We start from the raw sequence: 21,408 nt of genomic DNA on the forward strand, positions 1-21,408 counted from the left end.
CCATCCGCATAGCGCATACCAACGGCATAGCGCGCAAATGACCGTCAGTCAGCTACGCAAACAGGCCAATCACCTTGAAGCGCCGAGATCAGTATGGCGGCGACGATGCCCTCCAGCGCACGGCCGTCGGGGCCGATGACGTGACAGGTCGGGTCGCAGGAGACGCCGTCCGCCAGCTGAACGCCGGCCACGACGGCTTCGCGGATGGTGGTCAGGTCGTCGCGACCTGTCCCGACCGCAGAGCTTCCCCGCTCACTGCCCGCCGCCCTCGGCCACGGTGGTGGCCCGCGCCTGTAGCGCGTCCAGCACCTTCTCGTACGCCGGGGCGACCTCGACGTCCAAACGAACGTCGGAGCCCGGGCCCGGGACAACGGCGAAGGCGAAGAACGAGCAGCAGTCGCTCTCGCGAGCCGCCAGGTCCCGCACCGTCTGCTCGATCTGCGTGCTGCCCGCGAACACCATGTGCAGCCGCAGTCGGTCCGGGCGGGTCGCAGTGGTCAGGTGTTCAGCGAACAGCTGGTCCCACTCGGCCACTCGTAGCGGCTGCTGCTCGGTGGGCAGGGCGCAGGACGTGGGAATCCAACTCGGCTCGGTCACGGCTCTTCCTCCTCGTCTCTCCTGGCGTGCGCGGTGGGGACGTTTCGACCGTAAGCCCGTACCTGGGTACTGGTGCAACCTTCTGCCCCCAGCGCCGGGGACCGGTCAGTGCGGGAGACCGATGATTTCGGCGACGGTCTGCCGTGCGGTCCGACCCACCCCGATGAGTGTCGCGGAGGCGGAGCCGGTCCAGTCCCCGTAGCCGAGGAGGTGGACGCGCGGGTCGGCGGTGACGCGGGTGCCCATCGTGTCGATGCGGCCGCGTTCGCCGCCACGGAGTCCGAGCGGGGCGAGATGGGCCAGGGCCGGGCGGAAGCCGGTGCACCAGATGATGGTGTCCGTCGGTCACACCGTGCCGTCCGCGAAGCGCGGGCCGTCTGGGGTGAGGGCGGTGAACATGCGGTGGTCGTCGAGGAGTCCGGCTGCACGGGCCTGGCGGACGGACTGGACTGCGACGATGTCGCCGAGGTCGCTGATGCGCGGGCCGCCGTCCTGGACGCGGCGGGTGGCGATCTCGAACAGGGCCCGGCCGTCGATCTCTTCGGGCAGGAGCCGGGCGGGGCGGCGGGCGACCCAGCGGACGGCGGCGGCGTGACCGAGGAGGTCGGCGGCGATCTGCGCGCCGGAGTTGCCGCCGCCCACCACGACGACGCGCTGGCCGGTGAAGTCCTCGGCCCGGTGGTAGTCGCGGGTGTGCAGCTGCCGTCCGGCGAACAGTTCGCGGCCCGGGACGGCGGGAATGAAAGGACGCGACCAGGAGCCGGTGGCGCAGATCAGCGCGCCGGTGTGCCAGGTGCCGTCGTCGGTGCGGGCCAGCAGACCGGCGTCGCCGGCGTCCTCCACCGCGCGGACCTGAACTGGGCGGTGGACGGGAAGCTCGTACCGCTTCTCGTACTCGACGAGATATTCGACGACGTGCTCCGCGTCCGGATAGGTCTGCCCGGCCTGGCCCGGCATGGGACGTCCGGGCAGCGATGAGTACGCGGCAGGGGAGAAGAGCCGCAGACTCTCCCAGTAGTACTGCCACGCGCCGCCCGGCGCGTTCGAGGCGTCCAGGATGGCGAAGTCGAGTCCGGCGCGCCGCAGGAAGTAGCCGGCGGCAAGGCCGGCCTGGCCGGCCCCGACGACGAGGACCTGGACGCGCCGGACGGCGCTCACTTGGCGGCGGCCTTGGCGCGGTGGGTGAAGATCAGTGCGACGAGGGCCAGGCCGACGACCCCGCCGATCAGCTGCATCCCGATGAACCCGGGCAGCGAGCTCGGGGCGATGCCGGCGAAGGTGTCGGTGAACGCCCGGCCGATGGAGACGGCGGGGTTGGCGAACGAGGTCGAGGACGTGAACCAGTAGGCGGCGCCGATGTAGGAGGCGACCGCGACCGGGGCGAAGCGCAGGTGGTCGGTCTTCGCCAGCCCGAAGATCAGCAGGATCAGGCCGGCGGTGGCGACGACCTCGCCGAGCAGCAGGTGCCCGGCGGAGCGGTCATGCGTCGACCACTTCACCAGCGCCTCACCGAACATCGCGTCCGCCAGCACCGCGCCGCCGATCGCACCCACGATCTGCGCGGGGATGTACGCGGCGACCTCGCGGGCTCCCAGGCCCTTGGGGTCCTTGCGGCCGGTCCACCACTCGGCGAGGGTGACGACCGGGTTGAAGTGCGCGCCCGAGACCGGCCCGAGGAGCAGGATCAGGATGCCCAGGCCGAAGACGGTGGCGAGGGAGTTGGCGAGCAGCTGCAGGCCGACGTCCCTCGTGAGCTCGGTGGCCTGGATGCCGGAGCCGACCACCACCGCCACCAGGGCGGCGGTGCCGACCAGCTCTGCCGCCACCCGGTTCAGCAGCGGGATGGCAGGCGGCTCGACGGCGAGGGGCTCGGCCTCGGTGATCTCAGGTCTCGCCTCGTCCATGGCGCTCAACAGGTACTCCTCGTGCAGGGCGGAGTGGGGCCGCCGGGATGGGGCTGGGGTGGTTCAGCAGGACCGCCTGCGGTTGTTCGCGGAGGCTTCGCGGGCGGTGGCGGCCAATCCGGCGAACTCCCCGGCGACGGCCTCCAGGACGTCGGCGCGGAGCTTGTAGTACGTGAAGCGCCCGCAGGGCTCGGTGTCGACCAGCCCGGCCTCGCGCAGGATCTTCAGGTGGTTCGACAGGTTGGTCTGCTTCGCACCGGTCTCCTCGACCAGATGCGTCGTGCACAGCGCCTCCTCGGCGAGGAGCGCGATGATCTGCATCCGGAGCGGGTCAGCCAGAGCCTTCAAAATATCACCGTCAACTGATGTCACCATGGGCTGATACGTTACCGCGTCGGGGCGCCGAAGCGAGCCCCATCCTCCCGGCCGCCACCGGGGACACCTGCGCGTCTTCTTCTCGCGACCCGCTGCCCCCGAAGGGCTGGAACCCCTGATGAACGACTCCCCGCCATCGGCGCCGGACCCGAGACTCTCGGCGGGCGCCACCCGCCTAGCCCTGCGCTACGACGGCACCTTCGCGCCGGAGGCCATCCACCGGCTGCTGGCCGACTCCTACCGGCTCCTCGCCGAAGGCGCCACCATCCGCACCCACCTGATCGTCCTCGCCGAGTGCCTCACGGGCGAGCGCCTGGAAGCCCTTGCCCGTGCCGAGGGCCGCCCCACATCCGCCGTCCCGCGAGTGCTCTTCGTCCGCTCCGGCAACGCCGCACGCTCCCAGCTCGCCGCCGCCATCCTCACCCACCTCACCGAAGGACGGGTCCACGTAACGTCAGCCGGCACCGACCGGCCGACGACCTGGACCTGCGCATCGCCGAAGTTCTGGCAGAGGTCGGTGTCGAGCTGCCGCAAGATGTCTTCCCGAAACCGCTGACCGAGGAGGTCGTGGCCGCCGCCGACGTGGTGGTCACCATGGGCTGCGGCGACGCCTGCCCCCTGCCCGAAGGCCGCCGCAACCTGGACCGGCCCGTCCCCGGCCCGCCCGGCGTCCCGATCGAGCGCATCCGCGCCATCTGCGACCAGATCGGCTCCCGCGGCCAGGCCCTCACCGAACTCACCGACCAGCCGAAGTAACCCCCACCCGTCCAACAGCGGGCACCGCACAACCGAAGGACACCTCACCATGACCACCGCGCCGATCGCCTCCGTGCTGTTCGTCTGCATCCACAACGCCGGCCGCTCCCAGATGGCCGCCGGCTTCCTGCGCCACCTCGCCGGCGACCGCGTCGAGGTCCGCTCCGCCGGCTCGATCCCGGGCGACCGGATCAACCCCTCCGCCGTCGCCGCGATGGCCGAGCTGGGCATCGACATCTCGGACCAGAAGCCGAAGGTCCTGACCACCGAGGCCGTCCAGGCGTCCGACTATGTGATCACCATGGGCTGCGGCGACGCCTGCCCGTACTTCCCCGGCAAGAAGTACCTCGACTGGAAGCTGGAGGACCCGGCCGGCCAGGGTGTCGAGGCCGTCCGCCCGATCCGCGACGAGATCAAGGGCCTCATCGAGGACCTCATCGCCGAGATGGACGCCAAGGCCGAGCAGGGCAAGGAGAGCTGAGCATCTTCATGACCGCGAACGCAGAGACCGGGGCCGAGGTACGCGAGGTCGTCATCATCGGCTTCGGCTCCGCCGTGCTTTTTCGCTTCTCGATCAGGGCTTAACCGCTCCTGCAAACGATGACCGATGCGGGATTGTCTGGCCGGAGTGTTCGGCAGTCTTGCACGCGGGCTGGGGGCGGTAGAGGTGCTCTGGGGAAGCGGGATGAGCGTTACAATCAGGATGTGAGGCAAATCACTCTCGAACGCCCCCTCGGCCGCTGCCTCTCACGCGCCTCTCACGGATTGGGTGTCATGAGCTGGCATCAGGCGTCATGCGGGTTGGACGGGATAGGCCCTGACCTGCGTGAATCGGACTGGTGAACATCAGTCAGACATTCGTTCGACCGCTGGGTGTTCAAGGGGTCGCAGGTTCAAATCCTGTCGTCCCGACTTGCGAATCCGCAGGTCGGAGGCCGTTTCCACCGGATGGTGGAAGCGGCCTTTTCCGTTGGTGGTCGTTGGGTGGTCATCGGCTCGGCTACCGGCGTGGTGCCACTTGTGACGTCCATTCAATCGGATGTGGGGCACGGGCCGGTGTGCTGCGGGGCCTTTCCGGGTGGGTGCGGGAGTGGTCGTCGCGATGATCAGGATCGTGACCCGCCGACTCACCGGCGAGAGCACACCGGCCTGGCGCGGAAGATGAACCTCGGAATCAGGGTGAAACGCCCAGTAAGCCTCGCCGCCGTCGACGGCCCCACCACGTCGGTATCCGGCCCGGGGACGCTGCCGTCGATCACCAGAGGCTCTGCAGACCGGCTTCGACCCGCGGAGCGATCCGCGTGCCGTTGTCCGGCGGGTGCCCGAGGTGCGCCCGGAAAGCGACCCGAAGCCGCCCGGGCGGGGTGGTTGGATGGGAGGGCGGATCCAGCTTGTCGCCGCCGTCGGCACGGTGCGGTCCTTTCGGGCATGCTGCACAGCGACCTGCCGGACCACGCGTCAGTTCTCAGGGAGGTGCGGGAATTGCGGCGAGTCGGCCTGGTACGGCTGCGTGAGCTGGAGCTCCCGGCGCTGGCCCGGGCCGCAGACATGATCGACCTGCCGGCCGGGCGGGAGTCGCGGCCCGCCGCTGTGGAGCGGCTGCTGCGCCAGGCGGTGACGCGAATCGATCCCGGCAACCTTCACACGGCCGCCGAGTACAGCCTCGGCCTGGCCCAGGGCACTCGCGACTGGCCGCCCGCCGACCGTCGGAAGCATGCCGCGGGCGTGTACGGGGTGAGCGTGGAGCGATTCCGCAAGCACCACGAGGCGCTGGTGCTGGGTGAGGTCGCCGAGCAGGTGATCCGGATGGCCGCGCGGGCGGGGCAGCCGAATCGGGCAGCGCAGTCGCGCCAGGCGGAGCAGGCAGGGGAGGCGGGGGATGTCGGGCCGCTCTCAACTGCGTCGTCGGGTCACCGGTCGCTGCGGGTCCGGGTGGGTGAGCGGACCGCGCTGGTGACGGTGCACGTCCACCCCGTCGATCTGCTGCGCGATGTGGACGTCGTGGTCTCGCCGACCAACACCTATCTGGCGTTGCCGGAGCCGTACAAGTCGTCGGTGTCGGCGTCGCTTCGGCGGGTGGGAGCGCTGCGCGGGACGACCGGGGAGCTCGTCGAGGACCGGGTGCACGAGGAGTTGCGGAGGTGGGCCGTCCGGCACGGGGCGCCGGGCCGGGCGGTCCTGCCGGGAACCGTGGCGGCGGTCGGGGCGGGGGCGCTGGTGGAGCAGGGCGTTCGGCGGATCTATCACGCCGCGGTGGCGGTCCCGCGCCTCGGGACGAACGACTACGACGTGCTGCCGGCGGACGTGACCCGGGCGGTCGCCCGGGCGCTCGCCGTACTCGCCGAGGAACACCGGCAGTTCGATCCTCCGCTGCGCTCGATCTGTCTTCCGCTGCTCGGTTCCGGCCGGGGCGGGCTGCCGTACGAGGTCAGTCTCGGCATGCTCTGGGCCGCGGTCGAGGCCGAACTGATCCGCGGTGCGCAGTGGGAGGTGCACCTCGTGGTGCGGCGGGCCGCCGCCGCAGACGTGATCGAACGTCAACTCGCGGCCGTGAAGGCCATCGACGGAAGGAACCGATGAACCCGTACCAGGTGCTTGCGGCCGCCGCCGCCGACTGGGACCGGTTGGCCGGCCTGATGGAACCCGTGTCGGGCCGCCAACTGAAGGCGCGGCTGCGTCCCGGGCTGACCGCGTCCTCGACCCGCCGTCCTACTGCCGTCCCGCCGAACCGACAGGGCCACCGGCCTGCGCGACCTGCGCTCCACCCGACATCGAAGCCGCCCTGCACGAGGTCGGAGCCGAGGTGCACCTCAACGGCGGAGCCGCCAAGCTGCTCCCGTCGTTCGTGCTCGACACCTTCGCCAACACCACGCCGCTCAGCCGGACCAACCCCGAACAGATCGAGGAGATCCGCACCTGGGGCCGCGACCGAGCCGTCCCGGCCGGCCGCACCACGACCACCACGACGTCCGGCACCTCCGGTACACCCCGCCGCGTCGTCTTCATGAGCGAGTAGCCACCCGCCCTGGATGAACGGCGGGCCCGGTGGAAGGGGGGCAGTTCACGCTGCCCATTGGCACGCCCGGTGCCCCCCCGCGAGATCAACCAATGGCGCCAGGGGCATGGGCCGGACCGGCGGCCGGACCAAAGGCGGGAACCGTGGAACGGCGGGCCTGCCCGGCGACCGAAGGTCGCCGGGGCCTGGTGATCTTTGACGGGCGAGTTCCGACGGAGCGGAGAAGGCTCAGAACTCCCTCACGAGGTAGAGGGCGCGCAGCCGCCGCGCCAGGTCCTCCGGGTCTGCGCCGGTGGAGGCGACGTAGCCGGAGACCGAGCCGTAGTCCCGCGCGAGCGCGGTCAGGAACAGCTCCATGGCCCGAGCAGGGGCGCGGAACGCACCGGTCCCGGGCGGAAGCGGCTTTCCTCCTGCGGCATCCCACTCGGCGAGCAGGACGGGGCGTACGGCTTCCGTCAAGGCGTAGTCCGCGACGATGTCGGCCTCGGCGACCCCGAGCAGGCTGAGGATCAGGGCGGTGACGATCCCGGTCCGGTCCTTGCCGCCCTTGCAGTGGTACAGCACGGGCGCTGACTGCGGGTCCGCCACCAGTTCGAGTACGGCGCGGATCTCCTCCCGTCCGTCCTCGGCGGTCTCGACGTAGCGGTCCGCGAAGAACCGCGCGACGTCCTCGAACGACTGGTGGTACTGGTCGTAGGAGCGGTGCTCGATGCTCAGGTGGTGCCAGGCGGGCGCGGTGTCGAGCGGCGCCCGGCCCTGCTGGTCGATCTCCCAGCCGTGCCGCAGGTCGATCACGGTGCGCACGCCGAGTTTGGCGTAGCGTTCCCGGTCCTCGGCCGCGTGCGCGCCTGCCAGTTTGTGGAGGCTGTCGGACCGGTAGACGAGCCCGGGGCGTATCGCCTGCCCGTCCGTGGTGACCAGACCGCCCAGGTCGCGGACGTTGCGCAGGTGGGTGAAGCTGATGATCCGTTCCATGGGTACACCCTACGAACATCGACCCGACGGGTGAGGCGGTACGGCCGGAGGGTGTGGCAGGGTAATGACCATGCAGCCGAGCCTCCTTGACGCACTGCCAGCACTCGTCGTGATCGATCTGCAGAAGGGGATCGTCGAAGGGCCCAAAGCACACCCGGTGGAGGGCGTGGTCGCGAACGCAGTCGCCCTGGTCGAGTCCTTCCGCTCCCTGGGCCTGCCCGTCGTGCTCGTCAACGTCGCCGCGATGGCCCCGGGGCGCACCGACTTCGACTACGGCGGCGACGAGGAGGACGATGACGACACGCAGGACTGGCTCGAGCTCCTGCCCGAGCTCGGTGTCCGGCCGAGTGATCTACGGGTGACCAAGACCAACTGGGGCGCCTTCACCAACTCCACCCTGCACGCGCAGCTCCAGGAGAGGGGTGTCACGCAGGTCGTGCTCGCCGGCATCAACACGCAGATCGGCGTCGAGACCACGGCCCGCACGGCCTACGAGCTCGGCTACAACGTCCTGCTCGCGACCGACGCGATGACCAGCTTCGATGCAACCGCCCACGATCACAGCGTCACCCGGATCTTCCCGCGCCTGGGGCAGAACACCACGACCGCGGACCTTCTCGCCCTGCTCGCCACCCGCCCCGCCTGACCCGACTCCGCGCGGCGGCGAGTGCGGTGCGGCGGGCCTGAGGGCGTGGGTGGTCCCGTCGAGCTCGCGCGGCACCTGGTCGAGGGGACCAGGTGCCGCGCGCGTGGCGCTGAGACGGTCCGTGCCGGGGTCGAGGGTGACGAGACGCCCCAACGCCTCAGGATCGGCGTACGGCACCGGGGCGAGCACCATGTGTCCTCCGTTCCTCGTCAGCATGCTCATGCGGCTCATCCCGAAGCGCCGCCCCGACGAGCGCCGCGACCTCGGCGGAGCGGTCGTCGAGATAGAAGTGTCCGCCGGGCAGGACGTGGCGGCGGAAGTCGCCGGCCGTCTCGCGCCGCCAGGCCAGGAGGTCCTCGGGTGAGACCGCCGGGTCGGCGTCCCCCACCAGCGTGACCAGCGGGCAGTCCAGCGGGGCGCGCCGCGCGCGGTAGCGGTAGCCGGCGAGCAGCCGGTAGTCGCCGCGCAGCGACGGGAGGACGAACTCGACCAGCTCGCGGGACGCCAGCACCGAGTCGCTCGTGCCGCCGAGCCAGCGGGTGTCAGCCAGGATCTCCACCTCGTCACGCTCCGCCGGATCTGGTCCGACCCACGGGGTGGACGGCGCGTGCCGCGCGGAGGCGAACAGCGCCGTGACCGGGATGCCGCGGTCCCGGAGGCGGTGTGCGGCCTCGAAAGCCAGGACTGCCCCCATGCTGTGCCCCAGGAGGCCCAGGGCATGGCCGTCCTCGATGACCGGCAGCGCACCGAGGACCGCGGCGACGAGCTCGTCGGCGTCGGTGACGCAGGGTTCCGAGAACCGCTCGTGCCGGCCGGGGTACTGGACCGCCAGCACCTGGATCCGTTGCCGTGCCAGGGCTTCGGACAGCGCGGCGTACGAGCTCGCGGTGCCGCCCGCGTGCGGGAAGCACACCAGCCGGGCCGCGGGATCCGCGACCGGGTGGAAGATCCGGATCCATCGGGACACAGCCAACCTCCTTGCCCACGGGCCCAGGCCGCGGGCCGGCGGTTCCCGGTCAGGACGGGGACCCGCCGGCCCGCGGCGTTCAGTTCGGACATCCGGCCGGATGCCGCCTACAAGGTGTTCGCCATCGCCTTCTCGATGAGCGGGGCGAGGGTTCCGACGATCGGAGGCTTCATGACCTCGTAGTGGTCGCCGGGGAACCACGCCAGCGTGAAGCGGTCGCCGAACAGCTCCCGCCAGCCGAGCGCGTCGTCCTGCTCCGGCCCGGCCGTGTCGTCGCTGGTGCGGAGCAGCAGCAGGTCGTAGTCCGGGACACCGGGCTGGAATCCGAGGACGTACTCCTTGCAGGCCGCGATGTTGCGGCGGTACAGCTCGAAGAGCGTCTCCAGGTGGCCGACGCCGGCGTCCGACGCGAGCACGTTCTGCTCCCGCATCGCGGCTGCCAACACGTCCTGCTTCTCGGCGTCGGAACGGCCGGCGAGGTCCTCGTCGGCCACCGACAGTCCGTAGTGCGCGGCGAACCGCTCGATGACGAACTCGTCCGTCATCCCGCTGTAGTACTCGTCGGCGGACGTGCCGTCGAGCACCGCGCGCAGCGCCCGGGCGTCCGGAGCGGCTCCGTCGACGACGACCAGGGCGCCCACCGGTCGGCCCAGCTTCCGGAGCTGCTCGGTCACCGCGTAGGCGAAGACCGCGCCGAGGCCCCAGCCGATGACCGTGCACGACGAGGTCGCGCCGGCCTTGCTGTCGGCCGTGGCTTCGAGCAGCCGCGCGATCTCCGCGGCGTACCGCTCGGCCATGTCCTCGACCCGGTCGAGCGGTGTCGCCCGGCCGTCCAGACCCACCGACTCCAGGCCGTAGATCGGGACGTCGGCGGGCAGGGAGCGCGCCAGGTCGAGGTAGCCCATGACACTGCCGCCGCCGGCGTGGACGCAGAACACCGGGGGCTTGCTGCCGTTGGGCCGGATCGGGACGATGGCCGTCGGCTGCCAACCGTCCTGGGCGCGGATCGCGCGGGCCAGTCCTTCGACCGTGCCGCTCTCGAACAGGACCGAGATGGGCAGGCGGCTGCCGAGCTTGCGGGTGATCTCCGCGAGCAGCTGCAACGCCAGCAGCGAGTGCCCGCCGACCTCGAAGAAGCTGTCGGTGACGCCGAACCGGTCCGAGCCCAGCATCGCGCGCCAGATCTCCAGGACCTGCAACTCCAGCGAGTCGCGAGGCGGCACGGCGTCCCGGGCGCGGTTGGCCGCCACGTCCAGGGCGGCCAGCGCCGTCCGGTCGATCTTGCCGTTCTCGGTGCGCGGCAGCGCGGTGAGGACGACGAACGCCTTGGGGATCATGTGCTCCGGCAGGAACGCGCGGACGTGCTCGGTCAGCTCGGTGACCGGGGCGTTGTCCTCGTCGGCGGCGACGAACGCGGTCAGCTGGTTGTCGGCGCCGGTGACGGCGACCAGGCACTCGCGGACGCCGGCGTGGGCGCGCAGGACCGCCTCGATCTCCTGCGGCTCGACCCGGTAGCCGTTGATCTTCACCTGGTGGTCGGTGCGGCCCAGGTATTCGAGCTCGCCGCCGGGCAGGGCGCGGACCACGTCGCCGGTGCGGTACCAGCGCAGCGGTTCGCCGCCGGGCGTCGCGGGCGCGGTGATGAACCGCTCCGCGGTCATCTCGGGCTGGTTCAGGTAGCCCTCGGCGACCTGCGTGCCGGAGACGTACAGCTCGCCGGGCATCCAGGCCGGAACCGGGCGGCGGGCGGAATCCCAGACGGCGGCCCGGATTCCGGGCAGCGGCGTGCCGATCGGGACGGTCCGGACCCGCGGGTCGAGGGGCGTGCTGCCGACCGGGAAGGTGCAGACGCCGACGGTCGTCTCGGTCGGGCCGTAGTGGTTGACGACGGCGCAGTCCGGAGCCAGCGCGGCGACCCGCTCGATCAGGTCGAGCGGGCAGGCCTCCCCGCCGACGACCAGCAGCTTGCGCGGCAGGACGCCGGCCGGGTCGTCGGAGGCGTTCAGGAGGGCCGCCAGGTGCGACGGGACGATCTTCAGGCAGTCGATCGCGTGATCGGTCAGCCAGGCGGCCAGCTCGGCCGCGTCGGTGGTCGCGGACTTCGGGATGACCGACAGTCGGCCGCCGGAGGCCAGGGCGGAGAAGACCGCGGTGTAGCCGAGGTCGGCGGCGAAGGTCGTGATGGCGGCGAACGAGGCGGACTGCGAGCCCGGGAGGCGGTGTCCGACGTCGTGGACGTAGGACGCCAGGGCCGCGTGGCTGACGGCGACGCCCTTGGGGGTGCCGGTGCTGCCCGAGGTGTAGACGACATAGGCGAGGGCATCCGGGGCGGTCTCGAAGACGGTGCCCTGGACGTCGTCGGTCAGGTCGTCGAGGACGATGCGGTCCACGGCGGAGTCGGCGAGCAGGCCGTCGAGCCCTGCGCTGGTGACGACGACCTGCGCCTCGGTGTCGGCGAGGATCGCGGCGATGCGGCCGGAGGGCGTGGTGTCGTCGAGAACGGTGAAGGCCGCGCCCGCGCGCCAGACGCCGAGCATGGCGGCGACGGTGCTCGCGCCGCGTTCCAGGAGGACCGGGACGACCGCGCCGGGGCCGACGCCCGCCGAGGCGAGGCGAGCGGCGAGCCGGGCCGCGAACCCGTCCACCTGTGCGTAGGTGAGGGCGCCGGTGGCGTCCTCGACAGCCGTCGCGTCAGGGGTCTGCGAGACGTGGTCCGCGAACCGGGACGGGACGAGGCGGACGTCGTCGCGTTCGGCGGGCGAGGCCTGCTCGGAGTCCGGCCAGATCCGGACGTCGCCGACGAGAGTGTCGGCGTCTTCCACTGCCAGAACGGTCCGCAGGACCGTGGCGAGCTGGGCGACGTCCTCAGCGGTGAAGCGGGTGGTGTCGTAGGCGAGGGCGACCCGGGCCTCGGCGGGGCCGGACTGGTCGACCACGAGCGACAGGCCCGCGCCGGACGGGATGCCGTGGACCGCGAGCGTCGAGAACCGGACGTCGGCCGCCAGGCGGGAGGGGCCGACGGCGGCGTGGTCGAAGGCCGCGACCGTGCCGGCGGGGCGTGCCGACCACCAGGCCGGGTCGAAGAGGTCCGACTCCGACGCGCCCGACTCGAAAGCCGCGTGGCAGGCGCCCACGACCGTGCGGAAGGTGGTGTCCTCGGCGATCGAGAGCTGGAACGGCAGGAGGCGGGCCAGCGGGCCGAGGATGTCGGTGAGCTCGGGGAGGGCGCGACCGGAGTCCAGCAGGCCGGTGAGGAGGTTGTCCGCCGAGGTGTAACGGTGGAGGGTGACCTGCCAGGCGGCGAGGAGGAGGTCGCGGAGGCTGCAACCGAGGGCGGTGAGCAGCTCGGTGACGTCCTGGGGAGTCACGTCGGACACGTCGGTGACCGCGAAGAGCGAACCGGGGATCGAGGTCGCGGCTCCGGTCGCCACCGGCAGCTCGAACGGCAGCCCGAGCGGCGCCGTCCCGTCCTCGATCCCGCGCAGACACTGCTGGATCTCGAACTTGCCGTCGCCGACCCGCTCGCGCAGCCACTCGGCGAGGTCCGCGTACTGCATCGGCCCCTCGTCGTCGGATGCCGCAGCGGCACCGTCCGCGGCGTACGCCCCGGCGAGTTCCCCGATCAGCACCGTCGCGCCCGCGCGGTCCAGCGTCGCCGCCGAGGCCGTCAGCACCAGCGCGTGCCGTTCCGGGGCGACCCGCAGGACCCGCAGCGCGAGCGGCCGCGACCGCAGCACCGGCTCGGCCGACCACACCTGATCCGCCTGGACGGCGGCGAGATCCGCGACGTCACGGACCTCGAACTCCAGCCGCGCGTCCGGCGAGATCGCCTGCACCGGCGCCACGTATCCGTCCGGAACGCGCAGATCGGTGCGCAGGATCTCGTACCGCTCGACGAGCTGCTGCGCCGCCCGGCGCAGCCGCTCCACGTCCAGTGGGCCGGTCAGTTCCACCACCGCGGTGACCGCGGCGGCGAGGCCGTCCCGCGCCACCGCGTCCCGCCACACCTGCTCCTGCTGCGGCGAGGTGCCGAACGCCTCGGTCAGGTCGTCGCTCATCGGGTACCCCCGAAGTCGGACGAGGCCGGCTCGGACATGGCCACGAGCACTTTGCGTGCTCCCGTGTACGGCTGACGGCCGTGGGCCACCAGGACGTTGTCGATCAGCATCACGTCGCCGTCGCTCCAGCCCTCGGCGCGGTACTCGGCCTCCATCGCCTCGTGGATGGCCTTGATCACCTCGTCCTCGATCGGCGTGCCGTCGCCGTAGAGCGCGTTGCGCGGCAGCTCGATCGGCTCCAGCGTCTCCAGCAGTGTCTCGCGTGCCTCCTGCGGCAGGCTGGACGTGTGGAAGAGATGGGCCTGGTTGAACCAGGACCACTCGCCGGTGACCGGGTGCTGGACGACGGCCTGGGCGATCTGCTTGGTCCGCAGCCGCTGGTCGGGCAACCAGGTGTACTCGATCCCCGACTCCTCGCAGAACCGCTCGACCTCGGCCGGGTCCTCAGTCTCGAAGGCCTGCTGCCAGGTGAGGTCCATGCCGCTGCCGTAATTGCGGACGTACATCACGCCGTGCTCGGCGAAGCGGTTCCGGACGTCCTCCGGTATCCGCTGGTACACCTTGCGGCTGTCCGCCAGCGGGGTCGCGCCGCCGGTCTCCGCGGCCTTGTGGCTGAGGAACCACAGCCGCATCGGCCACGTGGTCGCGTACGCGAGCTCGTTGTGCAGCGGGATCGACTCGCTGGCCGGGTACTCGGTGGACGTGTACACCTGGCGCATCTCGCGGGTGCGCGGAGTGGATCCGTACACGTAGTTCATCGCCTCCGGCGAGACCGCGAGGACCAGCCGCTCCAGGCCCTCCGGGCCCGAGATGCCGAAGCCGCGGAACAGGACGGCGCCGTGGGTGTGCAGCAGTCCCTTCAGGACGTCGCCGCTGGCGGCGAGCCAGGCCGCGAGGTCGACCCCGGGGACGTCGGGGGTGACGGTGGCCGGGAGGCGGTCGCCGGCCGGCGGGGTGACGGTGACGGCCGGGCCGTCGGTCATCGCGACCGCGCGGCGGCGGAGGTTCTTCGGGCCGGGGCGCTCAGGCGCTCGGGTGCTTTCGGTAGTCACTTCGGTGTCTCCAGTGGTGGTTTAGCGCCTGGTGGCCAGGGCCGCGTCGTCGGAATCCGGGTCGGTCTCCGTGGCGGCGGCCGCGGCGGATTCGGCGGAGTCGGCGGAGTCGGAGTCGGCGTCGGAATCGTCCGTCCGGCCGGGGACGTCGAGGTCCGAGATCTGCCGGATCTTGCGGATCGGCGAGATCAGGGTGAAGACGGCCGGCAGCAGGAGCAGCACGCCGAGGACGCTGATCGACGTCCGCGTGCCGAGGCTCACGCCCATGAAACCGCCGATGGCGGATCCGATCGGCAGGGTGCCCCAGACGATCGTCCGCATCGCGGCGGTCGTCCGGCTCATCAGGTTCCGCGGCGTGATGGTCTGACGGATGCTGATGACGTTGACGTCGAACAGCGGATAGCTCGAGTTCATGACGAGGTATCCCACCGCGACGGTGATCGCCGCCTGGGTGGACGAGCCGCCGGCGAGCGCCAGCACGATGCCGCCGACCGCGCTGGTGCCGGTGGCGACGGCGATGCCGGGGCCGAGGCCGACCAGCTTGTTGATCCGGCCCATCACGGCGATGCCGACGAGGCCGCCGACGCTGCCGGCGAGCACGATCATCGCGATGACGGACGCGTTCAGGTCGAGGTCCCGCGCCAGGAAGACGAAGAACACCGCCATGAGCGCGTTGAGCAGCAGGTTCCACGTGGCGCCGATCAGGGCGTTCCAGCGCAGGAAGCTGGTCCGGCGGATGAACGCCAGCCCGGCGACGAGGTCGGACCTGATCGAGGTGCGCTCGCCGGTGTCCTCCGGTTCGGAGTCGACCTTGCCCATGGCGTGCAGGTACAGCGCCGAGAGGGCGAACGTGGCGGCGTTGACGGCGATCGCGTAGGAGGCGGCCATGTACTTCAGGATCAGGGCGGCGACGCCGGGCCCGGCGAACTCCGAGACCGCGCGGCTGCCTTCCAGCAGCCGGTTGGCCTCCAGCAGGTCGTCCTCCTCGACCACCGAGGTCAGGATGCTCTGGTGCGCGATGTCGAAGAACACCGTCGCGACGCCGACGACGAACACCACGACGCACATCAGCGCGATGGTGAGGTGGTGCGTCCAGGCGAACAGCGGCACCAGCGCCAGGGAGACGGCGCGGACCCAGTCCGCCGTGATGAGTACCTTGCGGTGCCGCCAGCGGTCCACGAGCACGCCGGCCAGCAGTCCGAAGACCAGGAACGGCAGGCGCTCGGCGGCTGCGATCAGACCGACCTGCTCGGTGCCGGCGTGCAGCAGGTAGATGGCCGCCAACGGGAAGGCCACCAGGCTGACCTGGGATCCCATGAGCGAGACGGACTGCGCCGCCCAGAGTCTCCGGAACTTCGCCTGCCCGGGTACGAACGGCCAGCGCTTGAGCCGCGATGAGACCGAATTCATGGTCGACCTTCTCGTGTGGTGACGGGTTTGACAGTGGTTCGACTGGGCACGGTGCGGCCGTTTCAGCGGTCCGCGGGGGCGACGCCGTCGCCCCGCGCCAGGAGTTCGACGACGTCGCCGAACCGGGGCGACGCGTAGAGCGCGCGCAGCGCGGGCGCGACGCCGAGCCGGGCCCGCAGCTGCTTGAGGAACTCCACGGCCCCGATCGAGTCCGCGCCCTCGTCGAAGAAGTCCGCGTCGTCGTCCTCGGGCTCGACGCCGACGGCCAGCGTCCAGGCCTCGCGGACGGCGTTCTCGACGGCCTCCGGCGTGCCGGGAGCCGCGGTGGGCTGCGACGCCGGGGCGGCCAGGAGGGCGGTCAGCGCCGCCGCGTCGACCTTGCCGCGTGCCGTGAGCGGGATGGTTTCGATCCGGGTGAACGAGCCCGGGACCATGTAGTCCGGCAGCCGGCTCCCGAGGTGCTCGCGCAGCTCGGCGTCCTGCGGCCCGCCGTCCGCGGCGGCGACCACGAAGGCGGCCAGCACCCGCCCGGCGCCCTGGTCCACGGGCAGCACCACGGCGTCGGCCACGCCGGGGTGCGCCAGCAGCACCCTGACGACCTCGCCGGGTTCCACACGGAACCCGCCGCGGACCTTGACCTGTTCGTCCGCGCGCCCGTGGAACTCGATGAGCCCGTCCGGCCGGACCCGGCCCAGGTCGCCGGTGCGGTAGTAGCGGCCCTCCGCGTTCTCGCCGAACCGGGCCGCGGTGTGCTCGGGACGGTCGAGGTAGCCGCGGGCCGGGGCGACGCCGGTGACCAGCAGTTCGCCGATCTCGCCGGCCGGGACGGGCAGCAGGTCCTCGCCCACCGGCGTCAGGCCGACGTTGGCGATGCCCCGGCCGATGGTCACCGGGCCGTCGGCGGTCAGCTCGGCGAAGCTCACCGACACCGCGGCCTCGGTCGGGCCGTACGCGTTGACGACCCGGAAGCCGTCGGCGACGGAGGCCGCGTGCCAGGCCGCGGCGGCGTCCGCGCCGGCCGCCTCGCCGCCGACCACCATGATGCGCAGCGCCGCTGGGAGGCTCACCCGCGGGGTCTGCCGCAGGGCGAGGCCGAACTGGTTCCAGATGCCGGTCGGCAGGTTCGCCACGGTGACGCCGCGCTTGTCGAGCAGGCGGAGGAAGTCCTCGGCGTCCTCGTACACGAAGTCCTCGCCGCGCAGCACCAGCGTCGCGCCGGCGACCAGGGTCGAGAACACCTCGTCCATGGCGATGTCGAAGGCGATCGACGCGAACTGGAGCTGGCGGTCGGCCGGGGTCAGCCGGTACTCGGCGATCGCCGCCCGGACGTAGTTGACGATCGCGTGCTGCTCGGTGACGACGCCCTTCGGCTCGCCGGTCGAGCCGGAGGTGTAGCTCAGGTACGCGGCCGGGGAGGCGACCCGGGGCAGGCGGTCGCTCAGCTTCTCCGGCGCGGTCTCCGGCACCAGGACGTCGTCGGCCGTGACCACGGCCGCCGGCTTGGCGTCGGCGAGCAGGTAGTCCCGGCGGGCCCGGGGGTCCCGCTGGTCCAGCGGCAGGAAGGCCGCGCCCAGCCGGCCGGCCGCGAGCATCGCGGCGACCAGGCGCGGGCCGACCGGCAGGTCGAGCGCGACGACGTGCTCCTCGGCGACCCCCCGGTCGCGGAGGTCGGCGGCGAGCCGGCGACTGTCGTCGACGAGCTTCGCGTAGGTCAGCTCCTCGCCGTCCACGACGACCGCCAGGGCGTCCGGCTCCCGGTCGGCCTGCTGGTCCACCAGCTCGTGCAGCGACACCGTCTCGGCGTTCACGCGGACTCCCATCGGATCGTACGCTCCAGGAGCTCGTCCAGGCCGGCCTGGTAGGAGGCCAGCTCGGGCAGCGAGTCGGCGGCCAGCCAGACGTCGTAGACCCGGCTGGTGGAGCCCTGCCGCCAGTCCACGCTCGCGCCGGGCCGCGCGGTCCGGTCGGCCTTGAACACCCCGGGCGCGGTCTTCACGACGCGCGGCGTCGGCAGCTCCAGCACGGCGGTGGCCTCACAGGGCGGCTGCACGTAGTAGTGCAGCGCGTGCTGCGTGGGCTCGGGGAACCCGTCCGGGACCGGCTCCCCGGTGGCCAGGGCCACCGCCACGGAGACCGGCTCGACGCCGCCGGCCTGCGGCATCAGCCGGTGCAGGCCGCCGCCGAGGCGGCCGTTCAACTCGATGACGACCGGGCCGGCGGCGCCGATCTTGATCTCGGTGTGCGCCAGGCCGGCGCGGAACTCGAGGGCGGAAATGGTGGCCTCGGCCAGCCCCAGGAGGCTCTCCTCCAGCTCGGCGTCGGGCTTGACCGGGAAGACCAGGCCGGTCTCCCGCGCCGGCCGGGCCAGCGGGAGGCGACCGGTGATGCCGATGTGCCGGACCGTGCCGGCGGCGTCCACCGCGCTCTCCACGGAGACGTAGTCGGCCAGCCACGACCCCAGCGGCGCGTCCGCGCCTTCGATGTAGTGCTCGACGACGTAGGCGCGCGCCGGGTTGAGCTCGGCCGCGACCGCGTCGAACTCCTCCCGCGTCCGGACGATGAAGGTGTCCTCGCTGCCCGCGCCGGCGCTCGGCTTCACCACGGCCGGCAGCGGGATCTCGGCCGGGACTTCGCCGCCGGTCATCGACACCGAACGGACGTCGCCGACGCCGCAGGCGTTGAGCCGCTCGCGCTGCGCCGACTTGTCGCAGAGCCACTGCGCGGCCTTCGGGGAGACTCCCGGCAGGTCGTAGTGCTCGGCCAGCTCGGCGGCCAGCCGGATGCTGCGCTCGTCGAAGACGACGACGCCGCGCGGGGTGACGTCCGCGAGGAGCTCGACGCAGGCTTCCAGGGTGTTCGCGATCACGACGGTGCCGAGTTCCTCGAGCACCGGCAGGAGCGCGACCGCGTCGGGTTCCTCCGGATCGACAATGAACACGCAACCGCCGTAGGGCTCCGCCACCTGTGCGACGGTGTTCGGCGGAGCCGATCCGAGGTTGAAGACGTTCAGGATCATTTCTTGCCTTACGTGCTAGCTCGTGGGCAGGACGGGTTGCGGGACGGCGCGGCGCCGAACGCCCGCCGGAGTCCTCGGAGCCGCGGCGGGAACCACCCGCTGCGACAGGTCCGTGACGAAGTCACGGAGCGTCGCGATGAAGCGGTCGGCCAGGTCCCGCATGGTCGAGGCGTCGAAGACGTCCGTGCTGTACCGGATCTCGCCGGACATCCCGGCACAGGCGCCGTCGGCGGTCTTCGACTCCGACAGGCCCACCCACATGTCGTAACGGGAGAAGGACAGGTCCACGTCTTCCTCGGTGCTGGACAGGCCGGGCACGTGGAGGAAGCCGTCCTCGGCCAGGACGGTGAGCATCACCTGGAACAGTGGGTGCCGGGCCAGCGAGCGGCGCGGGTTCAGCGCTTCGACCAGGCGGTCGAACGGCAGGTCCTGGTGCGCGAAGGCGTCCAGGTCGGCCGAGCGGACCCGGTCCAGCAGGGTCCTGAGATCCGGCTGCCCGGAGGCGTCCACGCGCAGGACCAGGGTGTTGACGAAGAAGCCCACCAGGTCGTCGAGCGCGGCGTCGGTGCGCCCGGCGACCGGGGCGCCGACCACGAGGTCGGGACCGGCGCCGAGCCGGGCGAACAGCGTCGCCAGGGCGGCGTGGACGACCATGAACAGGCTGACGCCCTCGTTCTGGGCGAGCCGGGTCAACGCCGCGTGCAGGTCGGCGTCCACGGTCAGCAGGGCGCGGTCGCCGCGGAAGGTCGGCACCGCGGGCCGCGGCCGGTCGTAGGGCAGCGCAAGCTCGTCGGGCAGGCCGGCGAGCGCCGAACGCCAGTAGGCGGTCTGCACGGCGCCGAGGCTGTCCGGATCGGTGGTCTCGCCGAGCAGTTCACGTTGCCACACCGCGTAGTCCGCGTACTGCACCGGCAGGTCGGCGAACTCCGGCTCCCGGCCCTCGATGCGGGCGGTGTAGGCCGTCGAGACGTCCTGGAAGAGCGGGCGGAGCGAGACGTCGTCGACCGCGATGTGGTGCAGCGCCACGAGCAGGACGTGCTCTTCCGGCCCCAGTTCGAACAGCCAGCAGGCGATCGGGAGCTCGGTGGCGAGGTCGAAGACGTGCCGGGAGGCCTCGGACAGCAGGAACGGCAGGGACTCGGCCGCGGTGGTGACGTGATTGACCGTGAGCCGCGTGTCCTCGGGGTCGAGGATCCGCTGCCACGGAACGCCGTCCACGTCGACGTAGACGGTGCGGAGGACTTCGTGCCGGACCACGACGTCGTGCAGCGCCACGGTCAGGGCGTCGCGGTCCAGGGCACCGCGCAGCCGCAGCGCGATCGGCATGTTGTACAGGCCTCCGGTCGCCTCGAACTGCTCGACGACCCACAGCCGGCGCTGCGCGAACGAGGTCGGGAACAGTCCACCGCGCTCCTGCCGGGCAACCGGCGGGCGGCTGCTCGGAGCGGCGTCGATCAGGGCCAGCAGTCCGGCGACGGTCGGTGCGCGGAACAGGGCTTTCAGGGGGAGGTCGATGCGGAATCGGGTCCGGATCGCGTTGATCAGCCGGGTTGCCAGCAGCGAGTTCCCGCCCTCGTCGAAGAAGTCGTCGTCCGGCCCGAGGTCGTCGGCGTCGTCGAGGCCCAGGACCTCGGCGAACAGGCCGGCGAGGACACCGAGCCGCTCGGCCGTCGTCGGATCCGCTGTCGGATCGGTCGTCCGCACGGTCAGCGTCCCTTCCGGGTGGCCGCCGTCAGCGGCCGGCGCAGGCCCTGCGGCTTGTCTCCGGCGATGCTCACCCGCTCCAGGACGCGGGTCTGCGGGTAGTAGTCGGAAGCCGCGTAGTGCTGGGTCGAGCGGTTGTCCCACATCGCGACCGCCCCGTCCGTCCAGCGGAAGCGCACCTGGTACTCGGGGTAGTGGGCCTGGTCGCAGAGGAAGGCGAGCAGCTCGGCGCCCTCGGCGTCGTCGAGGCCGAGGATCCGTGTGGTGTAGAAGCGGTTCACGTAGAGGATCTTCTGGCCGGTCTCCGGGTGCACCCGGACGATCGGGTGCTCGCTGACCGGGAACATGCCCAGGCCCTCGCGGTCCTGGGCCACGTCGTCGTAGCCGTCGTAGATGGTCAGCGGGTCGTGGACGGCGCGCAGGTGCGCGATGCGCTCCTTCACGTCCTCAGGCAGCCCGTCGTAGGCGGCGGCCATGTCGGCCCAGAGCGTGTCGCCGCCGGCCGGCGGGACGTGCAGGGCGCGCAGGATCGAGCCGAGCGACGGCTTCTCGTCGCCGGAGCCGTCGCTGTGCCAGACGTTCTCGGCGCCGGGCTCGCCGACGCCGGCCGCGACCCGGGTCACCTCGGGGCACTCGCCCTTGTCGGGCACCGGCAGGACGATCGGTTCGCCGAACGCCCGTGCCAGGTCGACGTGCTGGCGCGCGGTCAGGTGTTGGTCGCGGAAGAACAGCACCTTCCAGTCCAGGAAGGCGCGGCGCAGGTCGCCCAGGACCGGGGCGGCGAGCGGCTCGGCCAACGACAGGCCGGTGATCTCGGCGCCGATGGTGGGACCGCAGGGACGAATGGAGAAGTGCTCGCTCTCCACGATGGATTCGGGCCGGCTGAGGACTCGGGTGCCGCCGACGGGACGCCGACCGCCGATGCGAGCGGC

General features: G+C 71.8%; 18 protein-coding genes and 1 pseudogene. 6 read left to right on the forward strand and 13 right to left on the reverse strand.

All coding sequences use genetic code 11. The features are described 5' to 3' along the window. Positions 1-252 precede the first annotated feature (252 nt). The 4 genes and pseudogenes from ACFV1W_RS33600 to ACFV1W_RS33615 all read right to left on the reverse strand — a co-directional run bounded on the left by ACFV1W_RS33600 (position 253) and on the right by ACFV1W_RS33615 (position 2,876). Positions 253-597 (reverse strand): hypothetical protein, encoded by a 345-nt coding sequence (locus ACFV1W_RS33600; RefSeq protein WP_380421044.1) that lies wholly within the window; start codon positions 595-597, stop codon positions 253-255. 105 nt (positions 598-702) lie between these two features. Beyond that, positions 703-1,755, reverse strand: a pseudogene (locus ACFV1W_RS33605) (ArsO family NAD(P)H-dependent flavin-containing monooxygenase). Beyond that, positions 1,752-2,501, reverse strand: coding sequence for an aquaporin (locus ACFV1W_RS33610; protein ID WP_380421072.1), 750 nt, complete (start codon positions 2,499-2,501; stop codon positions 1,752-1,754). The pseudogene ACFV1W_RS33605 and the gene ACFV1W_RS33610 overlap by 4 nt, the downstream one beginning before the upstream one ends. A 63-nt stretch (positions 2,502-2,564) precedes the next feature. Then, entirely contained in the window at positions 2,565-2,876 is a 312-nt protein-coding gene (locus ACFV1W_RS33615; RefSeq protein WP_380421045.1) for an ArsR/SmtB family transcription factor, read from the reverse strand. Between the two features lie 118 nt (positions 2,877-2,994). On the opposite strand from ACFV1W_RS33615, the gene ACFV1W_RS33620 reads away from it, so the two are divergent. The 5 genes from ACFV1W_RS33620 to ACFV1W_RS33640 all read left to right on the forward strand — a co-directional run bounded on the left by ACFV1W_RS33620 (position 2,995) and on the right by ACFV1W_RS33640 (position 6,648). Then, a complete protein-coding gene (locus ACFV1W_RS33620) occupies positions 2,995-3,432 on the forward strand; it encodes a three-helix bundle dimerization domain-containing protein (RefSeq protein ID WP_380421046.1) in 438 nt (145 codons plus the stop codon). An 11-nt stretch (positions 3,433-3,443) separates the two neighbouring features. Next, complete coding sequence (locus ACFV1W_RS33625; protein WP_380421047.1) at positions 3,444-3,632, forward strand: hypothetical protein; 189 nt, start codon at positions 3,444-3,446, stop codon at positions 3,630-3,632. A gap of 49 nt (positions 3,633-3,681) precedes the next feature. Next, the gene (locus ACFV1W_RS33630) at positions 3,682-4,113 is read left to right on the forward strand and encodes an arsenate reductase ArsC (RefSeq protein ID WP_380421048.1); all 432 of its coding nucleotides are present in this window, start codon (positions 3,682-3,684) and stop codon (positions 4,111-4,113) included. A gap of 947 nt (positions 4,114-5,060) precedes the next feature. Next, entirely contained in the window at positions 5,061-6,212 is a 1,152-nt protein-coding gene (locus ACFV1W_RS33635) for a hypothetical protein (RefSeq protein ID WP_380421049.1), read from the forward strand. Positions 6,213-6,435: 223 nt separating this feature from the next. Further along, positions 6,436-6,648, forward strand: a complete 213-nt coding sequence (locus tag ACFV1W_RS33640; protein WP_380421050.1) for a hypothetical protein — start codon at positions 6,436-6,438, stop codon at positions 6,646-6,648. Positions 6,649-6,876: 228 nt separating this feature from the next. Here ACFV1W_RS33640 and ACFV1W_RS33645 read toward each other — a convergent pair whose 3' ends face one another. After that, positions 6,877-7,623 carry a tyrosine-protein phosphatase gene (locus ACFV1W_RS33645; RefSeq protein ID WP_380421051.1) on the reverse strand — a complete coding sequence of 249 codons (747 nt, stop codon included), beginning with the start codon at positions 7,621-7,623 and terminating at the stop codon, positions 6,877-6,879. A 70-nt stretch (positions 7,624-7,693) separates the two neighbouring features. Between ACFV1W_RS33645 and ACFV1W_RS33650 the strand changes: the two genes are divergently transcribed. After that, complete coding sequence (locus ACFV1W_RS33650; RefSeq protein WP_380421052.1) at positions 7,694-8,269, forward strand: isochorismatase family protein; 576 nt, start codon at positions 7,694-7,696, stop codon at positions 8,267-8,269. Positions 8,270-8,426: 157 nt separating this feature from the next. Here ACFV1W_RS33650 and ACFV1W_RS33655 read toward each other — a convergent pair whose 3' ends face one another. From ACFV1W_RS33655 to ACFV1W_RS33690, 8 genes are all read right to left on the reverse strand, one after another. After that, positions 8,427-9,236, reverse strand: a complete 810-nt coding sequence (locus ACFV1W_RS33655; RefSeq protein WP_380421053.1) for a thioesterase II family protein — start codon at positions 9,234-9,236, stop codon at positions 8,427-8,429. A gap of 107 nt (positions 9,237-9,343) precedes the next feature. Further along, on the reverse strand, positions 9,344-13,294 hold the full coding sequence (locus tag ACFV1W_RS33660; RefSeq protein ID WP_380421054.1) for an amino acid adenylation domain-containing protein: 3,951 nt from the start codon (positions 13,292-13,294) through the stop codon (positions 9,344-9,346). After that, positions 13,291-14,346 (reverse strand): TauD/TfdA family dioxygenase, encoded by a 1,056-nt coding sequence (locus tag ACFV1W_RS33665; RefSeq protein ID WP_380421055.1) that lies wholly within the window; start codon positions 14,344-14,346, stop codon positions 13,291-13,293. The genes ACFV1W_RS33660 and ACFV1W_RS33665 overlap by 4 nt, the downstream gene beginning before the upstream one ends. A 21-nt stretch (positions 14,347-14,367) precedes the next feature. Then, on the reverse strand, positions 14,368-15,756 hold the full coding sequence (locus ACFV1W_RS33670) for an MFS transporter (RefSeq protein WP_380421056.1): 1,389 nt from the start codon (positions 15,754-15,756) through the stop codon (positions 14,368-14,370). A gap of 62 nt (positions 15,757-15,818) precedes the next feature. Further along, positions 15,819-17,564 carry an amino acid adenylation domain-containing protein gene (locus ACFV1W_RS33675; RefSeq protein ID WP_380421057.1) on the reverse strand — a complete coding sequence of 582 codons (1,746 nt, stop codon included), beginning with the start codon at positions 17,562-17,564 and terminating at the stop codon, positions 15,819-15,821. Beyond that, entirely contained in the window at positions 17,561-18,772 is a 1,212-nt protein-coding gene (locus tag ACFV1W_RS33680; RefSeq protein ID WP_380421058.1) for an acetyl-CoA carboxylase biotin carboxylase subunit family protein, read from the reverse strand. The genes ACFV1W_RS33675 and ACFV1W_RS33680 overlap by 4 nt, the downstream gene beginning before the upstream one ends. A 15-nt stretch (positions 18,773-18,787) precedes the next feature. Further along, entirely contained in the window at positions 18,788-20,476 is a 1,689-nt protein-coding gene (locus tag ACFV1W_RS33685) for a condensation domain-containing protein (protein WP_380421059.1), read from the reverse strand. A 2-nt stretch (positions 20,477-20,478) separates the two neighbouring features. After that, entirely contained in the window at positions 20,479-21,342 is an 864-nt protein-coding gene (locus ACFV1W_RS33690; protein ID WP_380421060.1) for a TauD/TfdA dioxygenase family protein, read from the reverse strand. Positions 21,343-21,408: the final 66 nt, after the last annotated feature.

Origin of the sequence: Kitasatospora sp. NPDC059648, assembly GCF_042734825.1 — a bacterium.
Lineage (GTDB): Bacteria > Actinomycetota > Actinomycetes > Streptomycetales > Streptomycetaceae > Kitasatospora.